Annotated in this window: 22 protein-coding genes; 13 read left to right on the forward strand and 9 right to left on the reverse strand. The window is 75.1% G+C overall.

Features of this window, described 5'->3' with window-relative positions; genetic code table 11:
* Window positions 1-75 precede the first annotated feature (75 nt).
* A complete protein-coding gene (locus tag GA0074704_RS11455; RefSeq protein ID WP_088970492.1) occupies window positions 76-1,332 on the forward strand; it encodes a S1C family serine protease in 1,257 nt (418 codons plus the stop codon).
* A 230-nt stretch (window positions 1,333-1,562) separates the two neighbouring features.
* Here the strand turns inward: GA0074704_RS11455 and GA0074704_RS29385 are convergent, their stop codons facing one another.
* Window positions 1,563-1,916, reverse strand: a complete 354-nt coding sequence (locus GA0074704_RS29385) for a hypothetical protein (protein WP_231926819.1) — start codon at window positions 1,914-1,916, stop codon at window positions 1,563-1,565.
* Between the two features lie 82 nt (window positions 1,917-1,998).
* On the opposite strand from GA0074704_RS29385, the gene GA0074704_RS29390 reads away from it, so the two are divergent.
* A complete protein-coding gene (locus tag GA0074704_RS29390) occupies window positions 1,999-2,454 on the forward strand; it encodes a hypothetical protein (RefSeq protein WP_231926820.1) in 456 nt (151 codons plus the stop codon).
* 46 nt (window positions 2,455-2,500) lie between these two features.
* On the opposite strand, the gene GA0074704_RS11465 is transcribed toward GA0074704_RS29390, so the two are convergent.
* Window positions 2,501-3,073 (reverse strand): DUF3000 domain-containing protein, encoded by a 573-nt coding sequence (locus GA0074704_RS11465; RefSeq protein WP_088970494.1) that lies wholly within the window; start codon window positions 3,071-3,073, stop codon window positions 2,501-2,503.
* A gap of 173 nt (window positions 3,074-3,246) precedes the next feature.
* On the opposite strand from GA0074704_RS11465, the gene hemE reads away from it, so the two are divergent.
* Genes hemE through hemQ form a run of 3 tightly spaced genes read left to right on the forward strand, consistent with a single transcriptional unit; the run spans window position 3,247 to window position 6,457 of the window.
* On the forward strand, window positions 3,247-4,344 hold the full coding sequence (gene hemE / locus GA0074704_RS11470; RefSeq protein WP_088970495.1) for a uroporphyrinogen decarboxylase: 1,098 nt from the start codon (window positions 3,247-3,249) through the stop codon (window positions 4,342-4,344).
* A 2-nt stretch (window positions 4,345-4,346) separates the two neighbouring features.
* Entirely contained in the window at window positions 4,347-5,759 is a 1,413-nt protein-coding gene (gene hemG, locus GA0074704_RS11475; protein ID WP_088970496.1) for a protoporphyrinogen oxidase, read from the forward strand.
* Window positions 5,756-6,457, forward strand: coding sequence for a hydrogen peroxide-dependent heme synthase (hemQ, locus tag GA0074704_RS11480; protein WP_088970497.1), 702 nt, complete (start codon window positions 5,756-5,758; stop codon window positions 6,455-6,457). Before hemG ends, hemQ begins: the two co-directional genes overlap by 4 nt.
* 68 nt (window positions 6,458-6,525) lie before the next feature.
* Here the strand turns inward: hemQ and GA0074704_RS11485 are convergent, their stop codons facing one another.
* Window positions 6,526-8,922, reverse strand: coding sequence for an N-acetylmuramoyl-L-alanine amidase (locus GA0074704_RS11485; RefSeq protein ID WP_157743650.1), 2,397 nt, complete (start codon window positions 8,920-8,922; stop codon window positions 6,526-6,528).
* Between the two features lie 62 nt (window positions 8,923-8,984).
* Entirely contained in the window at window positions 8,985-9,449 is a 465-nt protein-coding gene (locus tag GA0074704_RS11490) for a GNAT family N-acetyltransferase (protein ID WP_088970499.1), read from the reverse strand.
* 73 nt (window positions 9,450-9,522) lie between these two features.
* Between GA0074704_RS11490 and GA0074704_RS11495 the strand changes: the two genes are divergently transcribed.
* A complete protein-coding gene (locus tag GA0074704_RS11495) occupies window positions 9,523-10,029 on the forward strand; it encodes a DUF402 domain-containing protein (RefSeq protein ID WP_231926904.1) in 507 nt (168 codons plus the stop codon).
* A gap of 52 nt (window positions 10,030-10,081) precedes the next feature.
* Here the strand turns inward: GA0074704_RS11495 and GA0074704_RS11500 are convergent, their stop codons facing one another.
* Window positions 10,082-10,339 (reverse strand): Prokaryotic metallothionein, encoded by a 258-nt coding sequence (locus tag GA0074704_RS11500; RefSeq protein WP_088973608.1) that lies wholly within the window; start codon window positions 10,337-10,339, stop codon window positions 10,082-10,084.
* A 151-nt stretch (window positions 10,340-10,490) separates the two neighbouring features.
* Here GA0074704_RS11500 and GA0074704_RS11505 point away from each other — a divergent pair, with 151 nt between their 5' ends.
* Window positions 10,491-10,766, forward strand: coding sequence for a glycoside hydrolase (locus tag GA0074704_RS11505; protein WP_088973609.1), 276 nt, complete (start codon window positions 10,491-10,493; stop codon window positions 10,764-10,766).
* A 69-nt stretch (window positions 10,767-10,835) separates the two neighbouring features.
* On the opposite strand, the gene msrB is transcribed toward GA0074704_RS11505, so the two are convergent.
* Window positions 10,836-11,246: a peptide-methionine (R)-S-oxide reductase MsrB gene (gene msrB, locus GA0074704_RS11510; protein ID WP_088970501.1), complete on the reverse strand. Its 411-nt coding sequence runs from the start codon at window positions 11,244-11,246 to the stop codon at window positions 10,836-10,838.
* A gap of 47 nt (window positions 11,247-11,293) precedes the next feature.
* Between msrB and ligD the strand changes: the two genes are divergently transcribed.
* From ligD to GA0074704_RS11540, 6 genes are all read left to right on the forward strand, one after another.
* Window positions 11,294-12,322: a non-homologous end-joining DNA ligase gene (ligD, locus tag GA0074704_RS11515; protein WP_088970502.1), complete on the forward strand. Its 1,029-nt coding sequence runs from the start codon at window positions 11,294-11,296 to the stop codon at window positions 12,320-12,322.
* A 40-nt stretch (window positions 12,323-12,362) separates the two neighbouring features.
* Entirely contained in the window at window positions 12,363-12,761 is a 399-nt protein-coding gene (locus GA0074704_RS11520) for a hypothetical protein (protein ID WP_088970503.1), read from the forward strand.
* A 179-nt stretch (window positions 12,762-12,940) separates the two neighbouring features.
* Window positions 12,941-16,147: an FtsX-like permease family protein gene (locus GA0074704_RS11525; RefSeq protein ID WP_088970504.1), complete on the forward strand. Its 3,207-nt coding sequence runs from the start codon at window positions 12,941-12,943 to the stop codon at window positions 16,145-16,147.
* 46 nt (window positions 16,148-16,193) lie between these two features.
* On the forward strand, window positions 16,194-18,896 hold the full coding sequence (locus GA0074704_RS11530; RefSeq protein WP_088970505.1) for an FtsX-like permease family protein: 2,703 nt from the start codon (window positions 16,194-16,196) through the stop codon (window positions 18,894-18,896).
* Entirely contained in the window at window positions 18,893-19,891 is a 999-nt protein-coding gene (locus GA0074704_RS11535; protein ID WP_088970506.1) for an ABC transporter ATP-binding protein, read from the forward strand. The genes GA0074704_RS11530 and GA0074704_RS11535 overlap by 4 nt, the downstream gene beginning before the upstream one ends.
* Entirely contained in the window at window positions 19,888-20,607 is a 720-nt protein-coding gene (locus tag GA0074704_RS11540; protein ID WP_088970507.1) for an ABC transporter ATP-binding protein, read from the forward strand. Before GA0074704_RS11535 ends, GA0074704_RS11540 begins: the two co-directional genes overlap by 4 nt.
* 368 nt (window positions 20,608-20,975) lie before the next feature.
* Here the strand turns inward: GA0074704_RS11540 and GA0074704_RS11545 are convergent, their stop codons facing one another.
* The 3 genes from GA0074704_RS11545 to GA0074704_RS11555 all read right to left on the reverse strand — a co-directional run bounded on the left by GA0074704_RS11545 (window position 20,976) and on the right by GA0074704_RS11555 (window position 23,700).
* Window positions 20,976-21,503, reverse strand: coding sequence for a hypothetical protein (locus GA0074704_RS11545; protein ID WP_088970508.1), 528 nt, complete (start codon window positions 21,501-21,503; stop codon window positions 20,976-20,978).
* A 117-nt stretch (window positions 21,504-21,620) separates the two neighbouring features.
* Window positions 21,621-22,073 carry a GNAT family N-acetyltransferase gene (locus tag GA0074704_RS11550; protein ID WP_088970509.1) on the reverse strand — a complete coding sequence of 151 codons (453 nt, stop codon included), beginning with the start codon at window positions 22,071-22,073 and terminating at the stop codon, window positions 21,621-21,623.
* Window positions 22,074-22,134: 61 nt separating this feature from the next.
* On the reverse strand, window positions 22,135-23,700 hold the full coding sequence (locus GA0074704_RS11555; RefSeq protein ID WP_231926905.1) for an alpha/beta hydrolase: 1,566 nt from the start codon (window positions 23,698-23,700) through the stop codon (window positions 22,135-22,137).
* Window positions 23,701-23,737: the final 37 nt, after the last annotated feature.

Below are 23,737 nucleotides of genomic sequence, written 5' to 3' on the forward strand. Positions count from 1 at the left end.
GTCCATCGAGCGTCGTGCCGGTCGAGGTGCCCGAGGCGGCGTCGCAGGAGACGTCGACGGGGAGGCAGAACGATCATGACGGCTTGGTACGGGCCGGGCGGCGCGCCGCCGGGCAGCGACGCCGAGCGCCGGCCGGAGCTCGCCGGTGACGGCCCGCCGGGGCCGCGGGCGCCCCGGACGGAGCGGCCCTGGCCGCCGACCAACGCGTACCCGACTCCGCCCCCGGCCCCGCCGGTCGGGCCGGCCTACCCGCCCGCGCCGTCCTACCCGCCGGCCGCCGCCGGCCCGTCCGGTGGCACCGCCTGGCCCACCGCCGGTGAGCAGCACCGGGGCTTCGCCGGGCAGCGCGGCACCGCCCCGCCCGCCGGCACGGCCGTCGCGCCGCCGGCCTCCCGGGACGGCTGGTCCCCGCCGCCGGTCACCGCTCCGTGGGGTGGCGTCCCCGCCACCGGCGGGGCCGTCCCGCCGGTACCGCCCGGCCCGGTCTCCGCTGCGCCCTTCGGCCCCGGTCCGGTCGCGTCCGGCCACGGCGGTGGCCTGCCCGGGACGGGTGCCGACGCACCGTCCCGCAGGCGCTGGACCGCTCCGGTCGCGATCGCGGTGGCGGTCGTGCTGGCGGTCGTCACCGGCGTCCAGGCGTACCAGATCGGTCGGCTTTCCGACACCGGCCGGCGGCTGGAGGCCGGGCAGGACGATCACGAGGCCCGCCTCGACGACCTGACGCAGCGGACCGACGCACTGGAGCGGCAGGCCGACGCCGCGTTCAACCCGGAGGCCATCGCCAAGACCGTGCTGCCCAGCGTCTTCCGCGTCCGGGCCGGCCAGTTCACCGGCACCGCCTTCGTGGTCGGCAAGCCCGCCGCCGGTGGTGGGGCGAACCTGTTCACCAACTTCCACGTGGTGGAGTCGGTCTGGAGTGACGGCGGTCGCAAGGTCTTCCTGGAGCGCACCGGCCAGCGCTTCCCGGCCACCATCGTCAAGGTGGACAAGGAGCACGACGTGGCCCACCTGCGGACCACCGCCAAGTTCACCGGCCTGACCACCGCGCCCAGCCCGGTCCGCTCCGGCCAGCAGATCATCGTGGTCGGCGCCCCGCTCGGCCTGGAGGACAGCGTCACCACCGGGGTGGTGAGCGCCTTCCGCAAGGACGAGAGCGGTTCCGGGCAGGTCATCCAGTTCGACGCGCCGATCAACCCTGGCAACTCGGGCGGGCCGGTCATCAACGGTGCCAAGCAGGTCGTCGGCATCGCCACCGCCAAGGCCCGTAACGCCGAGGGCATCGGCCTCGCCGTACCAATCAGGACCGCCTGCGCCGGCTTCCGGATCTGCTGATCCGCGCGGCCTCCCGTCCGCGTCGACACCGACCGTCAGCCCGACCGCCCGACGCCGCACGCCGGCCATCGACCCGCTTCACCTTTCGGTCCGCCGCGGGGAACCCGCACCGGACCAGCAGTGCCCTGGAGGAATGCAACGATGTCCCAGCCACCGACCGAGCCGGGCGGCTACCGGCCGGCGTACCCGCCGCCGGCCGCCCCGCCCGGTCAGCGCCCGGCGGGTTCCGTCTACGGCAGCCGCCACGGCGGCGGCTCGTACCCGGCCGCCACCCCGCCGGCGCCGGACGCGCCGGATCCCGCGCCCTCAGGCGCCGGCCGGTACGCCCCACCGACGTCGGGACCGGCGTACGGCCAGCCGCCCCCGCCCCCGCCCCCGCCCCCGACGTCGGGACCGGCGTACGGCCAGCCGCCCCCGCCCCCGCCCGCGCCACCGACGTCGGGACCGGCGTACGGCCAGCCGCCCCCGCCCGCGTCGAGGTCGCCGTACGGGCAGCCGATGTCGGCCCCGCCCGGCTCGGCACCCCCGTACGGCGCGCCCGCCCCGCCGGTGTCGGGCCCGACGTTCGGGCAGCCCCCGCCCACGCCGGCGACACCGCACCCGGGATTCGGGCAGCCGGGGCAGACCACCGCGTTCGCGTCGCCGGCCCCGGCGTTCGGGCAGCCGATGTCGGCGCCACCCGGATCGGCGCCGCCCTACGACCTGCCGGCCCCGAAGGCGGGCCGCAGCCGCCAGCTGCTGATCCTGGCGGTGGTGGCCGGGCTGCTGTTCGTGCTCAGCGGCGTGATGACCGGCCTGTACGTCGCCAAGAGCGGCGAGCTGACCAGCGCCGAGCGCCGGGTCAGCGAGCGGGACGACACCATCGCCGGCAACACCGAGGAGATGAAGAAGCTCCGGGGCGACCTTCAGGGGGCCCGGGACAAGCTGGCCGACACCCAGCAGGACCTCACCGGCACCCGCAACGACCGGGACGAGCAGGCCCGGCAGAAGAAGATCATCGCGACCTGCCTGGACAAGCTGACCACCGCCCTCAACGCGGCGGCGGCGGGCAACCGGAGTGCCTTCGAGACCGCCAGCAAGGGGCTGGACAAGATCTGCAACGAGGCCGAGAACTACCTCTGACCGGGTCGCCCGGCCGTCGCCGCCCCTCAGGTGGCGGCGGCCGGGGTCAGACGGCGCCGGCGGGTCGGCGGTCGGCCAGTGCGGTCACCCCGGGCGGCGGCAGCCCCGCCGTCGAGGCCAGCAGCGTGCACCAGGCCAGCAGGTGGGCGCTCAGGTTCTCGCCGAGCGGGGTCCAGGACGCCCGGATCTCGATGTCACCGGCCGCGGGTGGCCCGGCCAGCTCGCCGAAGCGGGTGGAGAGGGTCTGCGTGATCGTGCCGCCGGCCGCCCGGTATCGCGCCCCGTGCGCCTCCAGCGCATCGGTCAGCCACGTCCAGCCCACCCCGGGCAGCAGCGGATCGGCCGCCAGGTCGACCTCCAGGTCGGCGGTCACGTAGGTGACCAGCCGCAGGGTGCCCTGCCACGCCTCGTGCCCGGCGGGGTCGTGCAGCAGGATCAGCCGTCCGGTCGCCACCTCGTCGTCGTCCCGGTGCACCCCGGCGGAGAGCGCGAAGCCGTACGGCGCGAGCCGCTGCGGCGCGCCGACCTCCTCCAGGACGATCTCGGGACGGCAGGTGGCCGACCGCAGCCCCGAGACCGCGCGGGCGAACGTCTCCGGAATCGCGGTCGGGGGGGCCATGCCGGAAGCCTATGCCCGCACGGCCCCACCGCCGGCAACGGCACGCCGACGGCCGGCGCGGGTTGAGAAGGGGCTGCGGCTCCACCGGCGGCGTCCACCGGGGGCGTGCCCGCACGTCACAAAAGGCGGCGGGGGTGCGGGGGCGGCCCGGCGGGCGTGGCACGATTGCCGCGATGACCACCGACACCACGGGCACTGCCGCCCGAGACGGAGCCCCCCGCCCCGGCGGACCGGCCGACTCGCCGTTCGTCCGGGCCTGCCGGCGTCAGCCGGTCCCGCACACCCCGGTCTGGTTCATGCGCCAGGCCGGCCGGTCGCTGCCGGAGTACCGCGAGATCCGGGCCAACGTGGCGATGCTGGAGTCCTGCCGCCGCCCCGAACTGGTCTCCGAGATCACCCTCCAGCCGGTGCGCCGGCACGGGGTCGACGCGGCGATCCTGTTCAGCGACATCGTCGTGCCCGTCGCCGCCGCCGGGGTCGACCTGGACATCGTGCCCGGCACCGGTCCGGTGGTGGCCGAGCCGGTGCGTACCGCCGCCGACGTGGAGCGGATCCGGCCGATCGGCCGCGACGACGTCCCGTACGTCGACGAGGCGGTCCGGCTGCTCGTCGCCGAGCTGGGCGACACCCCGCTGATCGGTTTCGCGGGCGCCCCGTTCACCCTGGCCAGCTATCTGGTCGAGGGCGGGCCGTCGCGCACCCACGCCAAGACCAAGGCGATGATGTACGGCGACCCGGAGCTGTGGCACGCGCTCTGCGGCCGGCTCGCCGACGTCACCCTGGCGTTCCTGCGGGTGCAGGTCGCGGCCGGGGTCTCCGCCGTGCAGCTCTTCGACTCGTGGGCCGGCGCGCTCTCCGAGGCCGACTACCGCCGCTTCGTCATGCCGCACTCGGCGAAGGTGCTGGCCGGCCTGGCGGACGCCGGCGTGCCGCGGATCCACTTCGGGGTGGGCACCGGGGAACTGCTCGGCGCGATGGGCGAGGCCGGCGCCGACGTGGTGGGCGTGGACTGGCGTACCCCGCTAGACGTCGCCACCCGCCGGATCGGCCCGGACAAGGCCGTGCAGGGCAACCTCGACCCGACCACCCTGTTCGCCCCGTGGCCGGTCGTCGAGGCCGAGGTCCGGCGGATCCTCGCCGAGGGCCGGGCCGCGCCGGGGCACGTGTTCAACCTCGGCCACGGCGTGCTGCCGGAGACCGACCCGGACGTGCTGACCCGGGTGGTCGCGCTGGTCCACGAGCTCTCCGCCGCCCCGGCGGACCGGGGCTGACCATGACCCGGGCACGGCGGATCGCGATCATCGGGGGCGGGATCACCGGCCTGGCCGCCGCGGTCCGGTTGCGCGACCGCGCCCCCGCCGGCACCGAGATCACCGTGTACGAGGGCTCCGCCGCCCTCGGCGGCAAGCTGCGCACCGGCGAGGTGGCCGGCCGCACCGTCGAGCTGGGCGCCGAGTCGTTCCTGATGCGCGACCCGGCCGGCGGGGAGTCCGCGGCGGTGGCCCTGATCCGCCGGCTCGGTCTGGCCGAGCAGATCGTGCACCCCACCGTCGGGCAGGCCGCCCTCGCCGTCGACGGCGCGCTGCGCCCGATCCCGGGCGGCACCCTGGTCGGCGTACCCGGGGACCTGGCGCAGGTGGCCACGGTCGCGCCGCCGGCCGCGGACGCCGACCGCGACGCCGGCCGGCCGCTGCTCGGCGCGGACGACGACGTGGCCGTCGGCGCGCTGGTCCGGGCCCGCCTCGGCGACCCGGTGGTGGACCGGCTGGTCGACCCGATGCTCGGCGGCGTCTACGCCGGCCGGGCCGACGACCTGTCGCTGGCCACCACCATGCCGGCCCTGGCCCGGGCCGCCCGGGTCGAGCACACCCTGGTCGGCGCGGTCCGGGCCGCGCAGGCCGCCGCCCCCCGGGCGCCCGGCGCGCCGGTCTTCGGCACCCTCGCCGGCGGGCTGTCCACCCTGGTCGACGCGGCGGTACGCGCCAGCGGAGCCACCGTCCGCACCGGCGCCACCGTCCGCGAACTGACCCCCACCGCCGACGGCGGCTGGCGGCTGGTGGTCGGGCCGACCCGCGAACCTGAGCTGGTCGAGGCGGACGCCGTGCTGCTCGCCGTGCCGGCCCGCCCCGCCGCCCGGCTGCTCGGCGCGGCCGCGCCCGCGGTGGCCGCCGCCGTCGGCGGCCTCGACTACGCCAGCGTCGCCCTGGTCACCCTGGCGCTGCCCGCGCCGCGGCTGCCCCGCCTGTCCGGCTTCCTGGTGCCGGCCACCGAGGGGCTGTTGATCAAGGCGTCGACGTTCTTCACCACCAAGTGGGGGCACCTCGCCCAGCCCGACGGGCTGGCCCTGGTCCGCGCCTCCGTCGGCCGGTACGGCGAGGAGACCTCGCTCCAGCTCGCCGACGACGACCTGGTCGCCGCCGTGCGCAAGGAGCTGTCCGGGGTGCTGGGCGACCCGCTGCCCACCCCGGTCGCCGGCCACGTGCAGCGCTGGGGCGGCGCCCTGCCGCAGTACACCCCCGGTCACCTCGACCGGGTGGCGGCGGCCCGGGCGGCGCTGCGCGCGGCGCACCCCACGCTGGTCCTGGCCGGCGCCGGCTACGACGGCGTCGGCATTCCGGTCTGCGTCCGCTCCGGCGCGACAGCGGCCGAAGAGATCATCACAGCACTGGGAGGATCGGGGACATGACCGAGCAGACCAACGCCGCCCGACTGCGGGAGCTGAACGCCAGCATCCGCTACACGATGTGGTCGGTGTACCGGTCCACCGGGCCGCTGCCGTCCCTGCGGGACAACGTCACCGGCGAGGTGGAGTCCCTCTTCGAGGAGCTGGCCGGCAAGGACGTGGTGGTCCGCGGCACGTACGACGTGGCCGGGCTGCGCGCCGACGCCGACCTGATGATCTGGTGGCACTCGTCGTCCAGCGACGCGCTCCAGGACGCGTACCTGCGGTTCCGGCGGACCACGCTGGGCCGGTCGCTCACCCCGGTCTGGTCGCAGATGGCGCTGCACCGGCCGGCCGAGTTCAACAAGAGCCACATCCCGGCGTTCCTGGCCGGCGAGGAGGCCCGCCCCTACCTCTGTGTCTACCCGTTCGTCCGGTCGTACGAGTGGTACCTGCTGCCGGACGCCGAGCGGCGCGAGCTGCTGGCCGAGCACGGTCGGCTGGCCCGCGGCTATCCGGACGTCCGGGCCAACACGGTCGCCTCGTTCGCCCTGGGCGACTACGAGTGGATGCTCGCCTTCGAGGCCGACGAGCTGCACCGGATCGTCGACCTGATGCGGGACCTGCGCGCCTCGGGCGCCCGGCGGCACGTCCGGGAGGAGATCCCCTTCTACACCGGTCGCCGTCGCTCGGTCGCCGACATCGTCACCTGCCTGGTCTGATGCGCCGGTAACCGACGGCGGGCCCCGGAGGAACTCTCCTCCCGGGCCCGCCGTGTCAGCTCACCTGCTCACCGGATGACGGCGACGCCATCGGTGATGACCGTCGGTCGGCCGGCGGTGCCGACCACCCGAACCTCGACGGTGTGGCTGCCGCTGGCCGTCCAGGTCTGGTGGTAGATCGCCTTGCGGTACGAGTTGTAGGCCAGGTACGTGTCGAGCGTGCGCACCTTCACCCCGTCCACGTAGAGGTCGGCCTGGCCGGAGGTGGGGCCCATGCCGACGATCCAGGAGAACGAGCGGCCGGTGAATGTCCACTTCAGTGCCGCGCCCTTGGTGGTGGAGGCGAGCGCCGAGCCCCCCAGGTAAGAGGTGCTGCTCCTGCTGGACCAGGTGCCCGTGCGGGTTGCGGTGCTCTCCGTGACGATCTGCCCGGTGCGGTCGACGGTGGTGTACCGGTAGTTGCCGGCCCAGTCCAGGGCCTTGAGCTGCCATCCGACCGGGGTGCCGTTCGGCGTGCTGCGTTTCCAGCTACCGGCGCCGGAGGAAGCGATCCCGCTCGGCGAGTTGATCAACTGAAGGTAGCGCAGCGCCGCGTTGTCGGTGCCCGTACCGCTGACCACGACCGGCAGGGCGCCGGTGGTGCTCACGATGCCGGCCTGCAGCCGGACCTCCGGGTTCCGGCTGAAGGTCGGTGCGGTGGTGTCGCCGACGATGGTCAGCGCCCCGCTGGTGGCCGTCCTGCCCAGCGCGTGCACGGCGCGTACCTGCACCTTGTGCGTGCCGGTCGGCACGGTGGCGGCGACGGTGCGGGCGGTGCCCGGCGCGGTGGCCGCGACCTTGCCGTCCACCAGCACCTCGAACCGGTTGATCAGCTCGGACTGGCTGCTCACCGTCCAGTTCGCCGCGAACGATCTGCGGGTGTAGTAGGTCGACCCGGCCTTCGGGGCGGTGAGGCTGGTCAGCGCCAGGCCGATGATGCCGCCGGCCCGCGCCCGGATGTCGGGCAGTTGGTTGTACAACGGCGTGCCCGGGCAGATGGTGAGGTCACCGTCGCGGTGGCCGGGGATGCGGGGCAGCGTGACAGACTGGCCCAGCGCGAACTTGCCGTTCTTCGCGCCGGCCGTGGTGGTGAAAGTTCCCATCGGGTCGTACTTGTACGGCGCGAGCTTGTACGCGGCGAGGTACGCGACGCGGTTCAGCACCGTGCTGGACACACCGACCTTCTGGTAGTCGCCGATCACGGCGATCGACGAGTAGTTGGTGTTGAAGCCGAGCACCTGCGCGCCCACCACCGGCTTGTCGATACCGCCCTTGCGCCCCTCGTAGACGGTGCCGCACTTGTCGACCATGAAGTTGTAGCCCAGGTCGTTCCAGCCCTTGACCTGCACGTCGTTGGTCATGATGCTGCGCACGATCGCCGCCGAGTCGGCGCAGGCGTAGTCGCTGCTGGTCCCGGTGTGGTGCACCCAGAAGCCGCGCACCTCGGTGCCGTACTGCGGCAGGTCGGTGACCAGCTTCTCGTTGGCGCCCCACTGGGCGCGGGTGAGCAGCTTGGGGGCCGGCACCGGGTTGGCCGGAGCGGTGGCGGTCGGGGTTGGCGTCGGGGCCGAGGTGGTCGGCGCGGGCACCGTGGTGGTCGTGGTCGTGGTCGGGGCCGGGGCGGTGGTGGTCGGTGCCGGGTCCGTGGTGGTCATGGTGGGCGCCGGGTCCGTGGGCGCGGGCGCCGTCGTGGTGGTGGTCGTGGTCGGGGCCGGGGCGGTGGTGGTCGGTGCCGGGTCCGTGGTGGTCACGGTGGGCGCCGGGTCCGTGGGCGCGGGGTCGGTGGGCGCCGGCTCGGTGGCGGTCGGCTCCAGCGCCCGCACCTGCGCGACCGGCTGGAACCGCTCCGCCGGGCGGCGGTCGGCGCCGGCGGCGTGCGGCTTGCGGATCCGGGCCGGCTCGCCCGGGTCGATCAGGTCCAGCCGCAGCCCGGCCGGCAGCTTGTTGGTGACCTTGCCCGAGGCGGCCACGATGCGCACCTCGACGCCGTCGGAGGGGCCGGCCCAGAGCGGGTCGGCGGTGCCCCGGGCCGCGCCGCGAGCCACCTCACCCGGTTCGGCGCTACCCGGATCGTCGGTGGTGAGCTGCTTCCACGCCGACCAGGTGCCGCTCTTGGCCGCCCGGGTCCGCACCGAGATGGTGCCCTTCAGCAGGGCCTTCGGGTCGCTCCAGCTCACGCCGACCATGGAGAACTTCTCGGTGCGCCGCTGCGGCATGACCACCTCGGTCGGTGTGGCCGCCGGCAGGTCGACGGTGTGCAGCGCGGTGCTGACGGGCCCCTCGGCCACCTCCCACTGCGCCGCCGCGTCCTCCTCGGCGTCCGGTCCGGCCGCCACCATGGTGGCGGTCACCGCCACCGTGGTGGCCACGATGGCGGCAGCTATGCCGCCCGTCCGGCCGTTCCAGTTGATCCCCGCAAGTCTCACCGTTGACGTCCCTCCACGATCCGCGTCCACTGGGGATCTCAGCGGTCCCCGGCGGCAAGACGTTACACGGTGGGAGGGCCGCTCAGGAGGCGGCGCATCGGCGTGTGTGGTATGCCGTCCTCGACGTACTCGGGTCCGCTGACGGTGAAACCGTGTCGGGCGTAGAGGCCCACCAGGTGCGACTGCGCCTCCAGCACGCAGGGCCGGTCGCCGACCAACCGCAGGGCGGCGGTCACGAGTCGGCCGGCCAGGCCCGCGCCGCGGGCCGCGGGCGCGACCACCACCCGGCCGATCCGGGCCACGCCGCCGGGGTCGGCCAGCACCCGCAGGTACGCCGCCGGCCCGTCCGGGCCGGGCAGCCAGAGGTGCCGGGTGCCGGGCTCGACGTCCCGCCCGTCCAGCTCCGGGTACGCGCACTCCTGCTCCACGACGAACACGTCGATCCGCAGTCGCAGCAGGTCGTGGAAGGTGTGCACGTCCAGCTCGTCGAAGGACGCCACCCGCACGTCGTCGTCGTTCCCGGTCACCCGCCGGATCCTACGGCCGTCCCGGGCCGCGGTGTCGTCCGTCCGCTGCCGTTACCGTGTGGTGGTGGACGAGATGCGGCGGGTCCGACTGTTCAAGGTCAAACGCCCGGGCGGCGTCTACTGGTTCGACCTCGAGCCGTTCGCCGAGGACGCCGACGGGACCTGGCTGCGCGGTGCGGCCGGGTCGCCCTGGGGCGGCCCGGACCACCACGGCGTCCTGTCGCTGTCCGCCGTCGTGCTCGTCGCGGTGGGCCGTCCCTGGGCGGCGTGGTGGGTCGCCGATCCCGGCGACCGGCGGCTGGAGATCGACGTCTGCCTGCCGGCGGAGCGCGCCGGGGCCGGCTGGCGCTACGTCGACCTGGAGCTGGACCCGGTACGCCACGAACAGGACTCGCGGGTCGAGATCGAGGACTGGGACGAGTACGAGGTGGCGTGCCGCGAGGGCTGGATGAGCGGCGACGACGGCATGCTCGCCCGGGCCGTCGCAGAGGAGCGCGCCGAGGCGCTGCGCCGCCGGGAGGAGCCCTGGCAGGAGCGCGGATGGCGGTTGCTGGACAGTGCCGGCCCGGCCGGGGTGTGACGGCCCACCGGAACCGCCGGCGTGGGTCTGCTCCCGCCCCGGGACGGCTGGGTCAGGCGGGGCGGGCGCCGACGGCGTCGCGGATCTCGGCGCCCTCACCGGTGGCGCTGCGGGCGCAGTGGCCGCAGCAGAAGAAGCGGCCGGAGACCTCGACCCCGTGGCCGAGGATCTTCACCTGGCAGTGCTCGCAGATCGGTGCCAACTTGTGTGCGGCGCACTCGAAGGAGTCGAAGGTGTGCACGTCGCCGCTGACGGTGCGCACCTCGAAGGCCAGCCAGTAGTCGTTGCCGCAGACCTCGCAGGTCGCCATGGTGAACCCCCCGTGGAAGGACATTTCCGTCAAGGGTGCGGCACCGCAGGCGCACCGGGAGGGCAAACCCGCAGGTCGGCGCCGCCCACGGCGCGTCGCACCGGCGTGTCGGGCGTTGAACCGGGTGAACGCCTCGACCTCGGAGGACCACGTGATCAAGCGGAACAAGCTCTTCGGCAACCAGACCCGGGTCACCTTCTGCCTGCCCCGCGACACCCCACCCGGCACGGTGAGCGTGGTGGGCTGCTTCAACGGCTGGGAGCCGGGGCGGCACGAACTGGTCGCCCGCCGCGACGGCACCCGCACCGTCACCCTCCGGCTCGGGCCCGGCGAGTACCGCTTCCGCTACCTGGCCACCGGCGGCGTCTGGCTCGACGACGACTCCGCCGACCAGGTGGACGACCGCGGCAGCTTGCTGCTGCTCTGACTGTGAGGCTGGCCACCCGCGCCCCCGGGGTGCGACCGGGGGAGCGGGCCGTGGCCGGACCGGGGACTGTCAGGCGTCGCGCGGCTCCAACCGGACGGAGATCGAGTTGACGCAGTGCCGGGTGTCCTTCGGGGTGAAGCCCTCGCCGTGGAAGACATGCCCCAGGTGGCTGTCGCAGCGCGCGCAGCGGATCTCCGTACGCCGCATGCCCAGGGTGTTGTCCTCGATCTCCTTGACCCGCCCCGGGATGGCGTCGTCGAAACTCGGCCAGCCGCAGTGCGAGTCGAACTTGGTGTCGCTGCTGAACAGCTCCAGCCCGCAGGCCCGGCAGTGGTAGACGCCGGGGGTCTTGGTGTCGACGTACTCGCCGGTCCACGGTCGCTCGGTGCCGGCCTGGCGCAGCACCCGGAACTCCTCGGGGCTGAGCCGGACCCGCCACTCGTCCTCGGTACGGGGCAGTTCGTTCTCGGAAAGACTCACCGGCCAACGGTACGTCGACCGTCGGGGGTGTGGCATATGGTCGCCCAATGGCAGGCAGCGCCAAGGCGACGGTGACCGAGATCGAGGTGGCCGGACACACCGTCCGGCTGACCAGCCCGGACCGGGTGATCTTCCCCGCGCGCGGCTTCACCAAGGCCGACGTCTTCCACTACTACCTCGCGGTCGGCGACGGCATCATGCGCGCGCTGCGCGATCGGCCGACCACCCTGCAGCGCTTCCCCGACGGCGTCGAGGGGGAGGCCTTCTTCTCCAAGCGGGTGCCCACCCGAGGCGTTCCGCCCTGGATCCAGACCGTCGGCATCACCTTCCCGAGCGGTCGGGGCGCCGACGAGCTCCGCCCGAGCGACCTGGCGCACGTGGCCTGGGCCGCCCAGATGGGCACCGTCGTGTTCCACCCCTGGCCGGTCCGGGCGGCCGACCCCGACCGTCCGGACGAGCTGCGGATCGACCTCGATCCCCAGCCTGGCACCGACTTCGCCGACGCGGCCACCGCGGCCGGCGAGCTGCGGGCCCTGCTCGGTGAGCTGGGTGTGCGCGGCTGGCCGAAGACGTCCGGCGGTCGCGGGCTGCACGTCTATCTCCGCATCGAACCGCGCTGGACGTTCGTCGAGGTGCGCCGGGCCACCATCGCGCTGGCCCGGGAGCTGGAGCGCCGCAACCCCGAACTGGTCACCACCGCCTGGTGGAAGGAGGAGCGGGGAGCCCGGGTCTTCGTCGACTACAACCAGATGGCGCGGGACCGGACGATCGCCTGCGCCTACTCCTTGCGGGCCAACGCCCGGGCCACGGTCTCCACCCCGGTCGACTGGGACGAGCTGCCGCGAATCGACCCGGACGACTTCGACCTGCGCAGCGTGCCGACCCGGCTCGCCGAGCGCGGCGACCCGCACGCCGGCATCGACGACGCCGGGTGGGACATCACCCCGCTGCTGGAGTGGGCCGACCGGGACGCCGCGGCCGGCCTGGGCGACCTGCCGTACCCGCCGGACCACCCGAAGATGCCGGGGGAGCCCAAGCGGGTACAGCCCTCCAAGGACCGCGACCGGCCCCGTTGACCGAGAGTCCGATCGGCGCGGACGCGGCACACTTGCCGGCGTGACCTCCACCGGTGTGATCCAGCGGCTGGTCGGCGTCTACCACGCCGACGGCGGCCTGCGCGGCGAACTCGCGTACCTGATCGGCAAGGCCCGGGGCACCGCCGAGTGCGCGCTCTGCGACGTCACCCACGGCCCGCTCGGCCCCCGGCGGCGCTGGCGGGAGCTCCGCGCCGGCCTGGGTGTACCGGTGGAGATGGTGCACCTGAACGAGCGGGACGCGCAGGTCCGGACGGCCAGCGAGGGCGGCACGCCGTGCCTGCTGGCGATCACCGACGACGGACCGGTGCTGCTGCTCGGGCCGCTGGACCTGGCCGCGATCGGCGGCAGCGTGGACCGGTTCGGAGCTCGGCTGCGGGCCGCCGTTGCCGACGCCGGCCTGTACCTGCCCGGAAGCTGAGCGCCCGGGGCGTACGGCCCGCCCGGTCGGCGGGTCGCGGAACGACGCCCCGGGGTGCCGACGAACGATCAGTCCGGTCGATCGATCCGGATAACGATCATGTAACGGACGCGAACCTTTCCGCGACCGTGGCGGCTCTTCCTGTGCGTTGGCCCGCCCGGGCCCGGGGGAGGCGTCGGATGAAGCTGGTGTGGAGACGGGCACGCGCCGCACGCGGCCTGCTGATCGCGGCGATCGTCGCGGCGCTGGTCTCGATCGGGCTGGTGACCGGCCTGTCCGACTTCAACCGCCGGGCGACCGACGCCGGCCAGCGCAGCGTCCTGGCCGCCTCGCCGCCCGAGGAGCGCAGCCTGCTGCTCAGCGGCGCCGGGGGCCGGGACGCGGCCGCGTTCGCCGACCGGGACCGGGCGGTACGCGGATGGCTCGCCGACGGCTTCGGTGGCGCCCCGGTGACCGTGGTCGCCGCCCGCTCCGGCACCGGCCGGGAACTCACCGGAGACCTCGGCACCGTCACCCGCCAGGGCGACGACCCCGTCTTCGCCAGCCTCGCCCTCCTCGACGACCTCGCCGGGCACGCCGACCTCACCGCCGGCGCCTGGCCGGTGGACGGGGCCACCCCGATGCAGGTGACCGTCCCGGAACGGGTCGCCGCGACGCTCGGACTGACCGTCGGTGAGCGGGTGCCGCTACGTGACCGCAGCACCGAGAAGACCGGCGAGGTGGTGGTGGCCGGCACCTGGCGGGCCCGCGACCCCGGCTCGCCGTACTGGCGGCTGGCCCCCGGGGCGAACGCCGCCCGGTCCGGGTCGGACACCTCGTACGGGCCGTTCGCGCTCAGCGCCGCGGACTTCGCGCGTACCTTCCCCGGCCCGACGTCGGCGTCCTGGCTGATCGCCCCCGACCTCGGCCGCGTCGAACCCGCCCGGCTGGACGCGGTCCGCCGGGCGGTGGCCGCGGCCGGGACCGAGCTGCCCACCGCGGCCGGACTGGGTTCCTCCGCGCAGACCGTGACCGCGATGGACCAGTTGGTCGACCGGCTCGGCCGGGCCGACCTGGTGGGCCGGTCCGCGCTGCTCACCCCGCTGCTGCTGATCGTGGTGCTCGGCGGGTACGCGCTGCTCCTGGTCGCCGCGCTGCTGCACGAGGACCGCCGGGCGCAGACCGCCCTGCTGCGCGCCCGGGGAGCGGCCCGTGCCCAGCTCGCCGGCCTGGCCGCCCGGGAAGCCACCCTGGTCGTCCTGCCGGCCGTCCTGGTCACCCCGTTCCTCGCCGGCGAGGCGCTGCACCGGGTCCGGCCCGCCGACGGGATCACGCTGCCCGCCGGGAACACCACTCTGGTCTGGGCGGTGGCCCTCGCCACCGCCGCCGGGTGCCTGCTGGCGATGGTCGCGCCGACCCTGCGCGGAGCGCGCTCCTACGTCGCCGACATGGCCGCCGCCTCCCGCCCGGACCGCTCCGCCAGCGTGCAGCGGGCCGGAGTCGACCTGGCGCTGGTCGGCCTCGCCGTGCTCGCCTGGACCCAGCTGAGGCAGTACTCCGGCCCGCTGGCCGGCCGGGGCGGAGCGCTGGGCGTGGATCCGCTGCTCGTCGCCGCGCCCACCATCGGTGTGCTGGCCGGCGCGGTGGTGGCGCTGCGGCTGCTGCCCCCGGTCACCCGGTTCGCGGAACGGTTCGTCGACCGCCGGCCCTGGACGGCCACCATGTTCGGCATGTGGCAGGCGGGCCGCCGACCGCACGCCGGCCCGGTGCTGCTGCTCGCCCTCGCCGTGGGCAGCAGCACGCTGGCCTGGTCGCTGGTCACCACCGGCGAACGGTCGCACCTCGACCAGGCCGACCACACCGTCGGGGCGGACCTGCGGGTGACCGAGCGCAACGGCACCGCGCCGGCGGGCCGGGCCGGCGAGCTGCGCGCCCTCACCGGCGCCCGGACGGTGCTGCCGGCATGGCGGGACGAGGTGCGGCTGGGCCCCAAGGACCTGCCCACCACGGTGGTCGCCCTGGACGCCGCACACGCCGGCGGGGTGGTCCGGCTCGCCGACCGGCTGGCCGACGAGCCGGTACCGGCGCTCTACCAACGGCTGGCCCGGGCCCGGGGCGCCCCCGCCGGGGTGGACCTGCCGCCGGGCACCCGGCGGATCAGCGGCACCGTCGCCACCCCGGTGGAGCGGCCGTTGGCCCCGCACCCGGTACGGGTGTCGCTCCTGCTGACCAGCCCGGAAGGGTTGGCGTACCGGCTGCCGCTGGGCGCGGCGGACAGCTCGGGTCGGCCGGTACGGTTCGCCGTCGACCTGCCCGACGTGGGCACCGGCACGCTGCGGCTGGCCGGCTTCGAGGCCGCCGCCGGTGACGCGCAGGGCACCGCGTACGGCCTGCGGGTGGCCGACCTGCGGCTGGCCGGCGCGGACGGGGCCGCGCGGCTCCTCCAGCTGGCCGGCGGTTGGCGGGTGACCAGCGAGCAGGCCGGCCCCAACGACACGGCGACGGCGACCGGCGCCGGCCTGACCGGGCGGCACGACGTCATCGGCGTCGACGGATCGGTCACCTACGACCAGGTGCAGTACATCTCCTACGACCGGTCCCGCTTCACCGTGGTGCCCGACGGGACGAGCCCACCGGTGCCCGCGCTGATCACCCCGCAGGTGCGCGCCGCGCTGAGCCTGCGCGACGGGGACACCCTCAACCTCCAGCTCTCCGGCGTCACGGTGCCGGTGCAGGTGGTCGGCGAGGTGGCGGCGCTGCCCTCCGCGGCGGGCGCCGGCGTCCTGCTCGACCTGCCCGCCGCCACGGACTGGCTGCTGCGGGAGCGGGGCGGGACGCGGCCGGTGTCGGAGTGGTGGCTGGCCACCGACCCCGGTGGCCACCGGGCCACCGCCGCGGCCGCGGCGGCGCTGACCGGCGTCACCGTCGCCGACCGGCGGGCCACCGCCGAGGCGGCCGCCCGCGACCCGTACTGGCTGGGGGCGCGGACCGGGCTGCTGGCCGCTGCGCTGGGCTGCGTGCTGCTGGCGCTGGTCGGACTGGGCGTGGACGTCTGGGCGACCGCCCGCCGCCGGCTCGCCGAGTACGCCGTGCTGAACACCCTCGGCGCGACACCCCGGCTGCTGGCCCGGGCGCTCCTGGCCGAGCAGGCGTTCCTGGCCGGCATCGGGGTGGGTGTCGGGTTGCTGCTCGGCACCGGCGTGGGCGCCACCATGGCGCCGCTGCTGATCCTCACCCCGGCCGCCGGCCGGCCGGTGCCCGAGGCGGCCTTCGTGCTGCCCTGGACGCCGATCGGGCTCACCGCGCTCGGCCTGCTGCTGACCGCACTCGCGTTCAGCGCGGCGATCGCCCTGGGCATCCGGCAACGGGTGGCGGCGGCACAACTGCGGATCGGGGGAGACCAGTGAGGGCACGGATGGACGCGGTTTCCGGCGAGCCGGGCGGGGTGGCGTGATGGGACCGTTCGGGGTGGTCCGGCGGGTCCGGGCCTTCGGTGGCTACTTCCTGCTGCTCGGGGTGCTGGCGCTGGTGACCGCGTTCCTCGCCAGCGGCGTGCCGAGGATGACCAACCGGCTCGGCCAGGACGGGCTGACCGGTTACCTCACCGCCCAGCCGGCAGCCAAGCGGGACCTCACCTTCCGCGGCAACCAGGTCACCGCCGCCGACGGGGTGTCGATGACCGATCTGCGGCGGGAGAACCTTGACCTGCTGCCCCGGCAGCTGCCCGCGCCGGTGCGGGGCGCCCTCGGCCAGCGCTGGTACGAGGCCGACACCGCGCCGGTCGAGGCCAAGGGACCGGACCTCACCGCGCGGAACCTGAAGGTCGAGCTGACCGTTCGCGCGACGCCCGGCGCTGAGCAGGCCACCACCATGGCGGACGGGCGCTGGCCGGGCCGCGCGGCCGACCGGGACGCCCCGGTCGAGCTGGCGCTGGCCACCGACACCGCCGCGAAGCTGAACCTGCGGGTCGGCAGCCGGCTGCGGCTGAGCCGGATCGGCCCGCAGCCCGACCCGGAGCCGGTGACCGCCGTCGTGGTCGGCCTGTTCACGCCCCGGGACCGGGGTGACGGGATCTGGGACGGCCTGCCGCAGACCCTTCAGGTGGTCGAGCCGGCCGGCGAGTCCGGGCCGTTCGGGCTGGTCGGGTTGACCGACCCGTCCTACCTGGACCGGCTGGTCGCGCGGGGATGGGTCGGCCGGTTCAGCTGGCGGTACCGGCTCGACCCGCAGCGGATCGACGTCCGCGAGCTGGACCAGGTGATCGACGGCATCCGCGTGACCCAGCGCAAGCCGCCGCGCGGCACCGAGTTCACCCAGGGCGCGGACGAACTGCTCAGCCGCTTCGATGACACCCTAGACGCCGCCCGTACCCTGCTCGCGGTGATCGCCGCCGGGGTGCTGGCCACCCTGGCCGGCCTGGTCGCCCTCGCGGCCGCGCTGGCCGTCCGCCGCCGGCGCGGCGAGTTCGCGCTGATCCGGGCCCGCGGCGGCGGGGTGGCCAGCGGTCCGGGGCGCAGCCTCGCCGAGGCGCTGCTGGTGGTGCCGCTCGCCGCCGTCGCCGGCTGGCTGCTCGGCACCCTGGTGCCCGGCGCCCCGGGCAGCAGCCTCCCGCTCACCCTGACCGCAGCCGTCGTCATCACCGTCGCGCTGCCGGTCGCCACGCTGGCCGTGGCCGGCCCGGACGGCCGGCGGGACCTGGTCCGGATGCGGCCGGGGGCCCGGCGGCTCACCGTGGAGGTGTTCCTGCTCGGTCTGGCGGTCCTCGCCGCCGTCCTGCTGCGCCGGCGCGGCCTGGTGCCGGGCACGGTGGACCCGCTGCTGGTCACCGTGCCGGTGCTGCTCGCCGTCGCGGCGGCGGTGCTCGCCCTGCGGCTCTATCCGTGGCCGCTGTTGCTGGCCAGCCGGATCGCCACCCGGACCCGGGGCACGGTGGCCTTCCTGGGCACCGCGCGGGCGGGCCGCTCCGGGGTCGGCGTACCCCTGGTCGTGGTGGTGGTGGCGATCGCCACCGCGGCCTTCTGTGGGGTGCTGGCCAGCGGCGTCGGGGCCAGCCGGGACCGGGCGGTGACCCGGGGCGTACCCGCCGACGCGCTGATCCTGGGGGCCCGGCTCGCCCCGGACACCGGTGCGGCACTGCAACGCTCGCCCGGGGTACGCGCGGCCACCCCGCTGATCCTCAGCCCCACCCAACGGCTGGCCACCGACGAGGTGGGCACCGACGCCCGGCTCGACGACGTGACGGTGCTGGTGCTGGACGGGGCCGGGTTCGCCGAGGTGGCCCGCGGCTCCGGCGTCGACGTGACCGTGCCGGACGTTCTGCGCGGCGGCCGCGCCGACACCGGGCCGGTGCCCGCGGTGGTGTCCCCGCTGCTCGCCGAGGAACTCGCCGACGCTCGGCTCGACTCCGTGTTCGTACCCGTGGAGGGCCGGCGACATCCGTTCCGGGTCGCCGCCACGGCTGCCGACTTCCCGCTCGTCGACACCGGACGGTACGTGGTCCTGCCCTGGTCGGCGCTGGCCACCGACGACCGGGAGGCACTGGTCCCGACCGGCTTCCTGGTCGCCGGGGACGACCTGGACGCGGGCGAGCTGACCCGGATCGGCAACGAGGGGCAGCGGCGCTACCAGTTCGGCAGCCCGGTGGTCGGCAAGGAACCGCCCCGCGACGTCACGGTCCGCACGTGGGCCGCCGAGCGGGAGGGGCTGGGTCGCAACGGCGCCAACGCCCTGCTGGCCTTCGCGTTCGCCGCCGGGGCCGTCGGGGGCACGCTGTTCGGCCTGATCGCGATCGCCTTCACGGTGCTGGCCGGGGCGCGGTCCCGCGGCCAGGTGCTGTCCCGGCTGCGCACCCTCGGGCTGTCCCGGGGGCAGGGCCGCGGGCTGCTGCTGGTGGAGCTGGTGCCGTTGGTGGCGGTCGCGGTGCTCACCGGTGCGGTGACCGGCGCGCTGCTGCCGCTGCTGCTCACCCCGTTGCTGGGGCTGTCCGCGTTCACCGGCGGGGTGCCGGTGCGGGTGGCCTTCGAACCCGGCCTGGTGGCGGGCGCGGTGCTGGTCGCCGCGGTCGCCCTGGCCTTCGCCGTCGCGGTCGAGGCCGTGAACAACCGTCGGCTGCGCCTCGGTGAGGCGCTCCGGCTCGGAGAGGAGAGCGCGGAATGACAGTCACCGCCGACACGGCCGGCGTACCCGATCTGGCCACTCTGCAACGACGGGCCGCGCAGCGGGCCGCGGAACGGGCCGGTGGGCAGGACCGGCTGCGCGGGCACATCGTCTGCGACGGTCTGGTCCGCATCTTCAAGACCGAGGGGATCGAGGTCTTCGCCCTCCAGGGACTCGACCTGGTGATCGACCGCGGTGAGCTGGTCGCCATCGTGGGCGCCTCCGGCTCCGGCAAGTCGACGTTGCTGAACATCCTGTCCGGACTGGACACCCCGACCGCCGGTATCGCCCGGGTCGCCGACTACGACCTGCTGTCGCTGTCGAACCGCAAGCGGCTGTCGTACCGGCGGGAGGTGGTGGGTTTCGTCTGGCAGCAGACCGGCCGCAACCTGCTGCCGTACCTGACCGCGCGGGAGAACGTGGAGCTGCCGATGAAGCTGGCCGGGCGGATGGGCGGCTCACGGGCCCGGCGGGAACGGGCCCGGGAACTGCTCGACCTGGTCGGCGTCGGACACTGCGCCGACCGTCGGCCGGGGCAGATGAGCGGCGGTGAGCAGCAGCGCTGCGCGGTGGCCGTGGCGGTGGCCAACGACCCCGAGGTGCTCTTCGCCGACGAGCCGACCGGCGAGCTGGACGAGGCGACCGGCGCCGAGGTCTTCGCGGCGCTGCGGACCATCAACGCCGAGCTGGGCGTCACCATCGTCGTGGTCACCCACGACCACGCCGTGGCCGGCCAGGTGCGCCGGACCGTCGCCATCCGTGACGGCCGGACCGCCTCGGAGGTACGCCGGACCGCGCGTCTGGACGCCGACGGCAACACCGAACTGGTCAGTGAGGAGTACGCGGTGCTGGACCGGACCGGCCGGATGCAGTTGCCGGTGGCCTTCGTCGACGCGCTGTCGTTGCGCGACCGGGTCCGGCTGAACCTGGAGCCGGATCACGTGGAGGTCCGGCCGGGCGCCGACGGCCGGCAGGAGCAGGGGAGTGCGGAATGAGCGAGCAGGTGGCGGTCCGCGACAGCGGCCTGCCGGTGGTCGAGGACGTGGTCCGGGTGGAGGGGGTGAGCCGCAGCTTCGGCCGCGGCGAGCACGCGGTGCACGCCGTACGCGAGGTGTCGTTCACGGCCCGGCGGGGCGAGCTGGTGGTGGTCCGGGGCCGGTCGGGTGCGGGCAAGACCACCCTGCTCAACCTGATCGGCGGACTGGACCGGCCGAACTCGGGTCGGGTCCGGGTGGCCGGCCACGACGTGACCGCCGCCGGTGAACGGGAGCTGCTGGAGCTGCGCCGGGGCACGATCGGTTTCGTGTTCCAGACCTTCGGCCTGGTGCCGATCCTGTCGGCGGCGGAGAACGTCGGGGTTCCGCTGCGGCTGGCCCGGGTGCCGGCGGCCGAACGGGAGCAACGGGTGGCGGTGCTGCTGGAGCTGGTGGGGCTGGGCGGACAGGCGCGGCAGCGACCGTACGAGCTCTCCGGCGGCCAGCAGCAGCGGGTGGCGGTGGCCCGCGCCCTGGCCAACGAGCCGGCGCTGCTGATCGCCGACGAGCCGACCGGCCAGCTCGACTCGGAGACCGGGCGCTCCATCATGGACCTGCTGCGCGCGGTGGTGCACGCCCGGGGGATGACCGCGCTGGTCGCCACCCACGACCCGGCCCTGATCGAGCTGGCCGACCGCACCCTGACCCTGCGCGACGGCCGCCTGACCGCCGACTGACCCCACCCACCGCGCCGCCGGGCCGGGTACTGCGCCCTCCCGGACCGGTGGCGCTGCCCGGGCCGGAGCTGATGTTCCGCTGCCTACAGACTTGAGAGCACGAACGACTCACCGATCCCGCTACGGCTGCCGTCACCGAGACCATCACCCTTCCACCAACCTGAGTCGGGCGATCGGCATCGGGCCCGCCCCCAGGAACCCGGGTCTGCGTGAGTCGTCTGTGCTCTCAGGTCTGTAGGCCCTCGCGACGACCACGAGGCGGGAGGGCTGTGCGGTCCGTGCGAGCTGTGCGGGCCGTGCGAGCTGTGCGGTCCGTGCGAGCTGTGCGGGCCGCGCGGGTGGCGGTGTGGACCCGCGGCGACCCCGAGTCAGGGCCGGCGACGGCGGTGGTGCGCGACGGTGACGGCGAACAGCAGGGGCCCCCAGAGGAGCAGCGGGGTGTAGCAGGCCAGCAGCAGGGCGAAGCCGGCCGGGGAGAAGTCGAGGTCGTTGCCGCTGACGAGCACGCCCCAGGCGGCGTACCCCCAGATCAGGGTGACCGCGACGGCGCCGGCGGTGGCGACGGTGACCGCGAACGCGGGCGGCACCCGCCGGCCGCCCAGCAGCGGCAGCCGGCGGGGCAGGACCTCACCCCACGGGCGGACCAGTCCCAGGGTGAGCAGGGCGAGCGCCTCGGAGACCAGGCTCAGCGAGACGATGTAGAGGTTCTCCCAGCCGTGCACGCGCGCGACCGTGCCACCGGCGTACGCGCCGATCGGCACCCCGGCGACCAGCGCGAGCCGCCACAGCCCCGACGGCAGGACGGCCAGCGGAACCAGGTGGGCGACGCGGACCGCCCAGGCGGGCGACGGCCGGCCGTCGCCGGGGTGTGCGGTCGGTGCGGTGACCATGGACATGGCTGCTCCTCGCTGTTCGGTTACCCGCCCAGCGTGTCCCGGTCCGCGGCGCCGGCCCTCCCGCCCGGCGGGGGACCGTCTCCCCGGCTCGGGGGAGGGACCCCGGCCGGGCGGGCGTCAGAGCGCCAGCTTCATCCCCTGGTGGCTGGCCACGAAGCCGAGGCCCCGGTAGAAACGGTGCGCGTCGGCGCGGGTCTTGTCCGTGGTGAGCTGCACCAGCGCGCAACCCCGCCGCCGGGCCTGGTCGACCGCCCACGCCATCATCTCCCGGCCCAGGCCCTGCCCCCGCAGGTCCGACCGGACCCGTACCGACTCGATCAGGGACCGCTCCGCGCCGTGCCGGCCCAACCCCGGGATGTAGGTGACCTGCATGCACCCGACCAGCTCGCCGCCCCGGTCGGCGACGATCAACTGGTTGCGCGGGTCGGCGGTGATGTCGGCGAAGGCCCGCTCGTACGCGTCGTCGACCTCGGTGAGGTCGCGGGCCTTGCCCAGCACGTCGTCGGCGAGCAGGGCGATGACGGCGGGCAGGTCGGCCCGGGTCGCCTCCCGGAACAGCACATCGGTCATGCGGGCAGCCTGGCACAGCGAGCCGAACCGATGCGTGGGCCCGCCGTCGGCCGGCCGCCGGTCACCGGGCCGGGCAGCGCAGCCCCTGCCGGGGAACGGTCAACGAGATCAGGTACGCATCGACGGCGTCGGTGATGCAGCCGGTCTGCGGGTAGGCCGTGTGCCCCTCACCCTCCCAGGTCAGCACCCGGCCCACACCGAGCATCGAGGCCAACGCCGGGGTCTGCTCGTACGGCGTCGCCGGGTCACCGGTGGTGCCCACGACCAGGATCGGCGGCGCACCGACCGCCTTGCCGGTCGGGTACGGGTCCCGCTGCCCGGGCCACTCGACACAGCCCAGCATCCCCACCGCCAACGACGGACCGAAGAGCGGGTACTTCTCGCGCCACTGCGACTGCAACTGGCGGATCCGCTCCCGGCTCGGCTTCTCGGTCTCGTCGGCGCAGTTCACCGCGAGGTTGGCGTCGAAGAGGTTGGTGTAGTGGCCGTCCTCGCCCCGACCGGCGTACGCGTCGGCGAGCTTGAACACCTCCGTCGGGTCGCCGCCCTGCAACTCGTCGATCGCCTTGGCCAGCTCCTGCCAGCCCGTCTCCGTGTAGAGGGAGGAGATCACGGCGTAGAAGACCCACCCCGAGGTCGCCTCACGGCCGTCGGCGCCCCGCACCGGCGACACCTTCGCCTTGTCGATCGCCGTGGTGACGGCGGCCCGGGCGTCCGGCGCGATCGGGCAGCGGCCGGCGTTCGCGGCGCACCACCGGTCGAAGTTGTCGAAGGCCCGCTCGAAGCCCCGGGCCTGGCTCTCCGAACCGGCCACCAGCTTCTGCTGCGGATCCACCGCCCCGTCGAGCACCAGGGCGCGCACCCGCTGCGGATAGAGCTGCGCGTAGGTGGCCCCGAGCAGGGTGCCGTAGGAGTAACCGAGGTAGGTGAGCTTGTCGTCCCCCACCGCGGCCCGGACGGCGTCCATGTCCCGGGCCGCCTGCTCCGTGCCGTAGAGCGGCAGCTGGTCGCCGTACTTGTCGCCGCAGCCCCGACCGATGCGCTGGTTGAGCGCCACGAAGTCGTCGAAGGACCGCTGGCTCTGCGGATCGGGGTCGAAACCGAAGCTGGTGTCGAGCTCGGCGTCCGAGATGCACTTCACCGGGCTGGACCGGGCCACCCCGCGCGGGTCGAAGCCCACGATGTCGAACCGGTCGGTGACCGAGGCGGGCAGCCCGCCGAACGCCGAACCGAAGGAGAGATAGACGGCGGTGTCCACACCGGACGCCCCCGGCCCGCCGGGATTGATCACCAGCGAGCCGATCCGGTCCCGCTGCCTGGTCGACCGGGCCCGGATCAGGGCGATCTCGAAGGTCTCCCCGGCGCCCGGGCCGGCGGTGGCCCCGGCGCCGCCGGTGCCCCAGTCCCGGGGCACGGCCACCTTCGCGCAGTCGTACCGCATCCCCGGTGCGCCCCGGCCGACCAGCTCGTCGGGGATCTCCGGGCAGGGCCGCCAGGTCGGCGTGGTGCCGGGCGCCGCCGCCGGACCCGCCCCCTCGGTCTCCGGCGCGAACGCCGGCAGGGTGCAGCCAGCAGCGACCAGCGCCGCGGCGGTGAGCCCGGCGAGGGTGAGCCGGACCCGGCGGATCCGGTCGGGAAAGCGGGTCACCTGGACCTCCGTGATC

It is taken from the genome of Micromonospora siamensis (assembly GCF_900090305.1).
Classification (GTDB): domain Bacteria; phylum Actinomycetota; class Actinomycetes; order Mycobacteriales; family Micromonosporaceae; genus Micromonospora; species Micromonospora siamensis.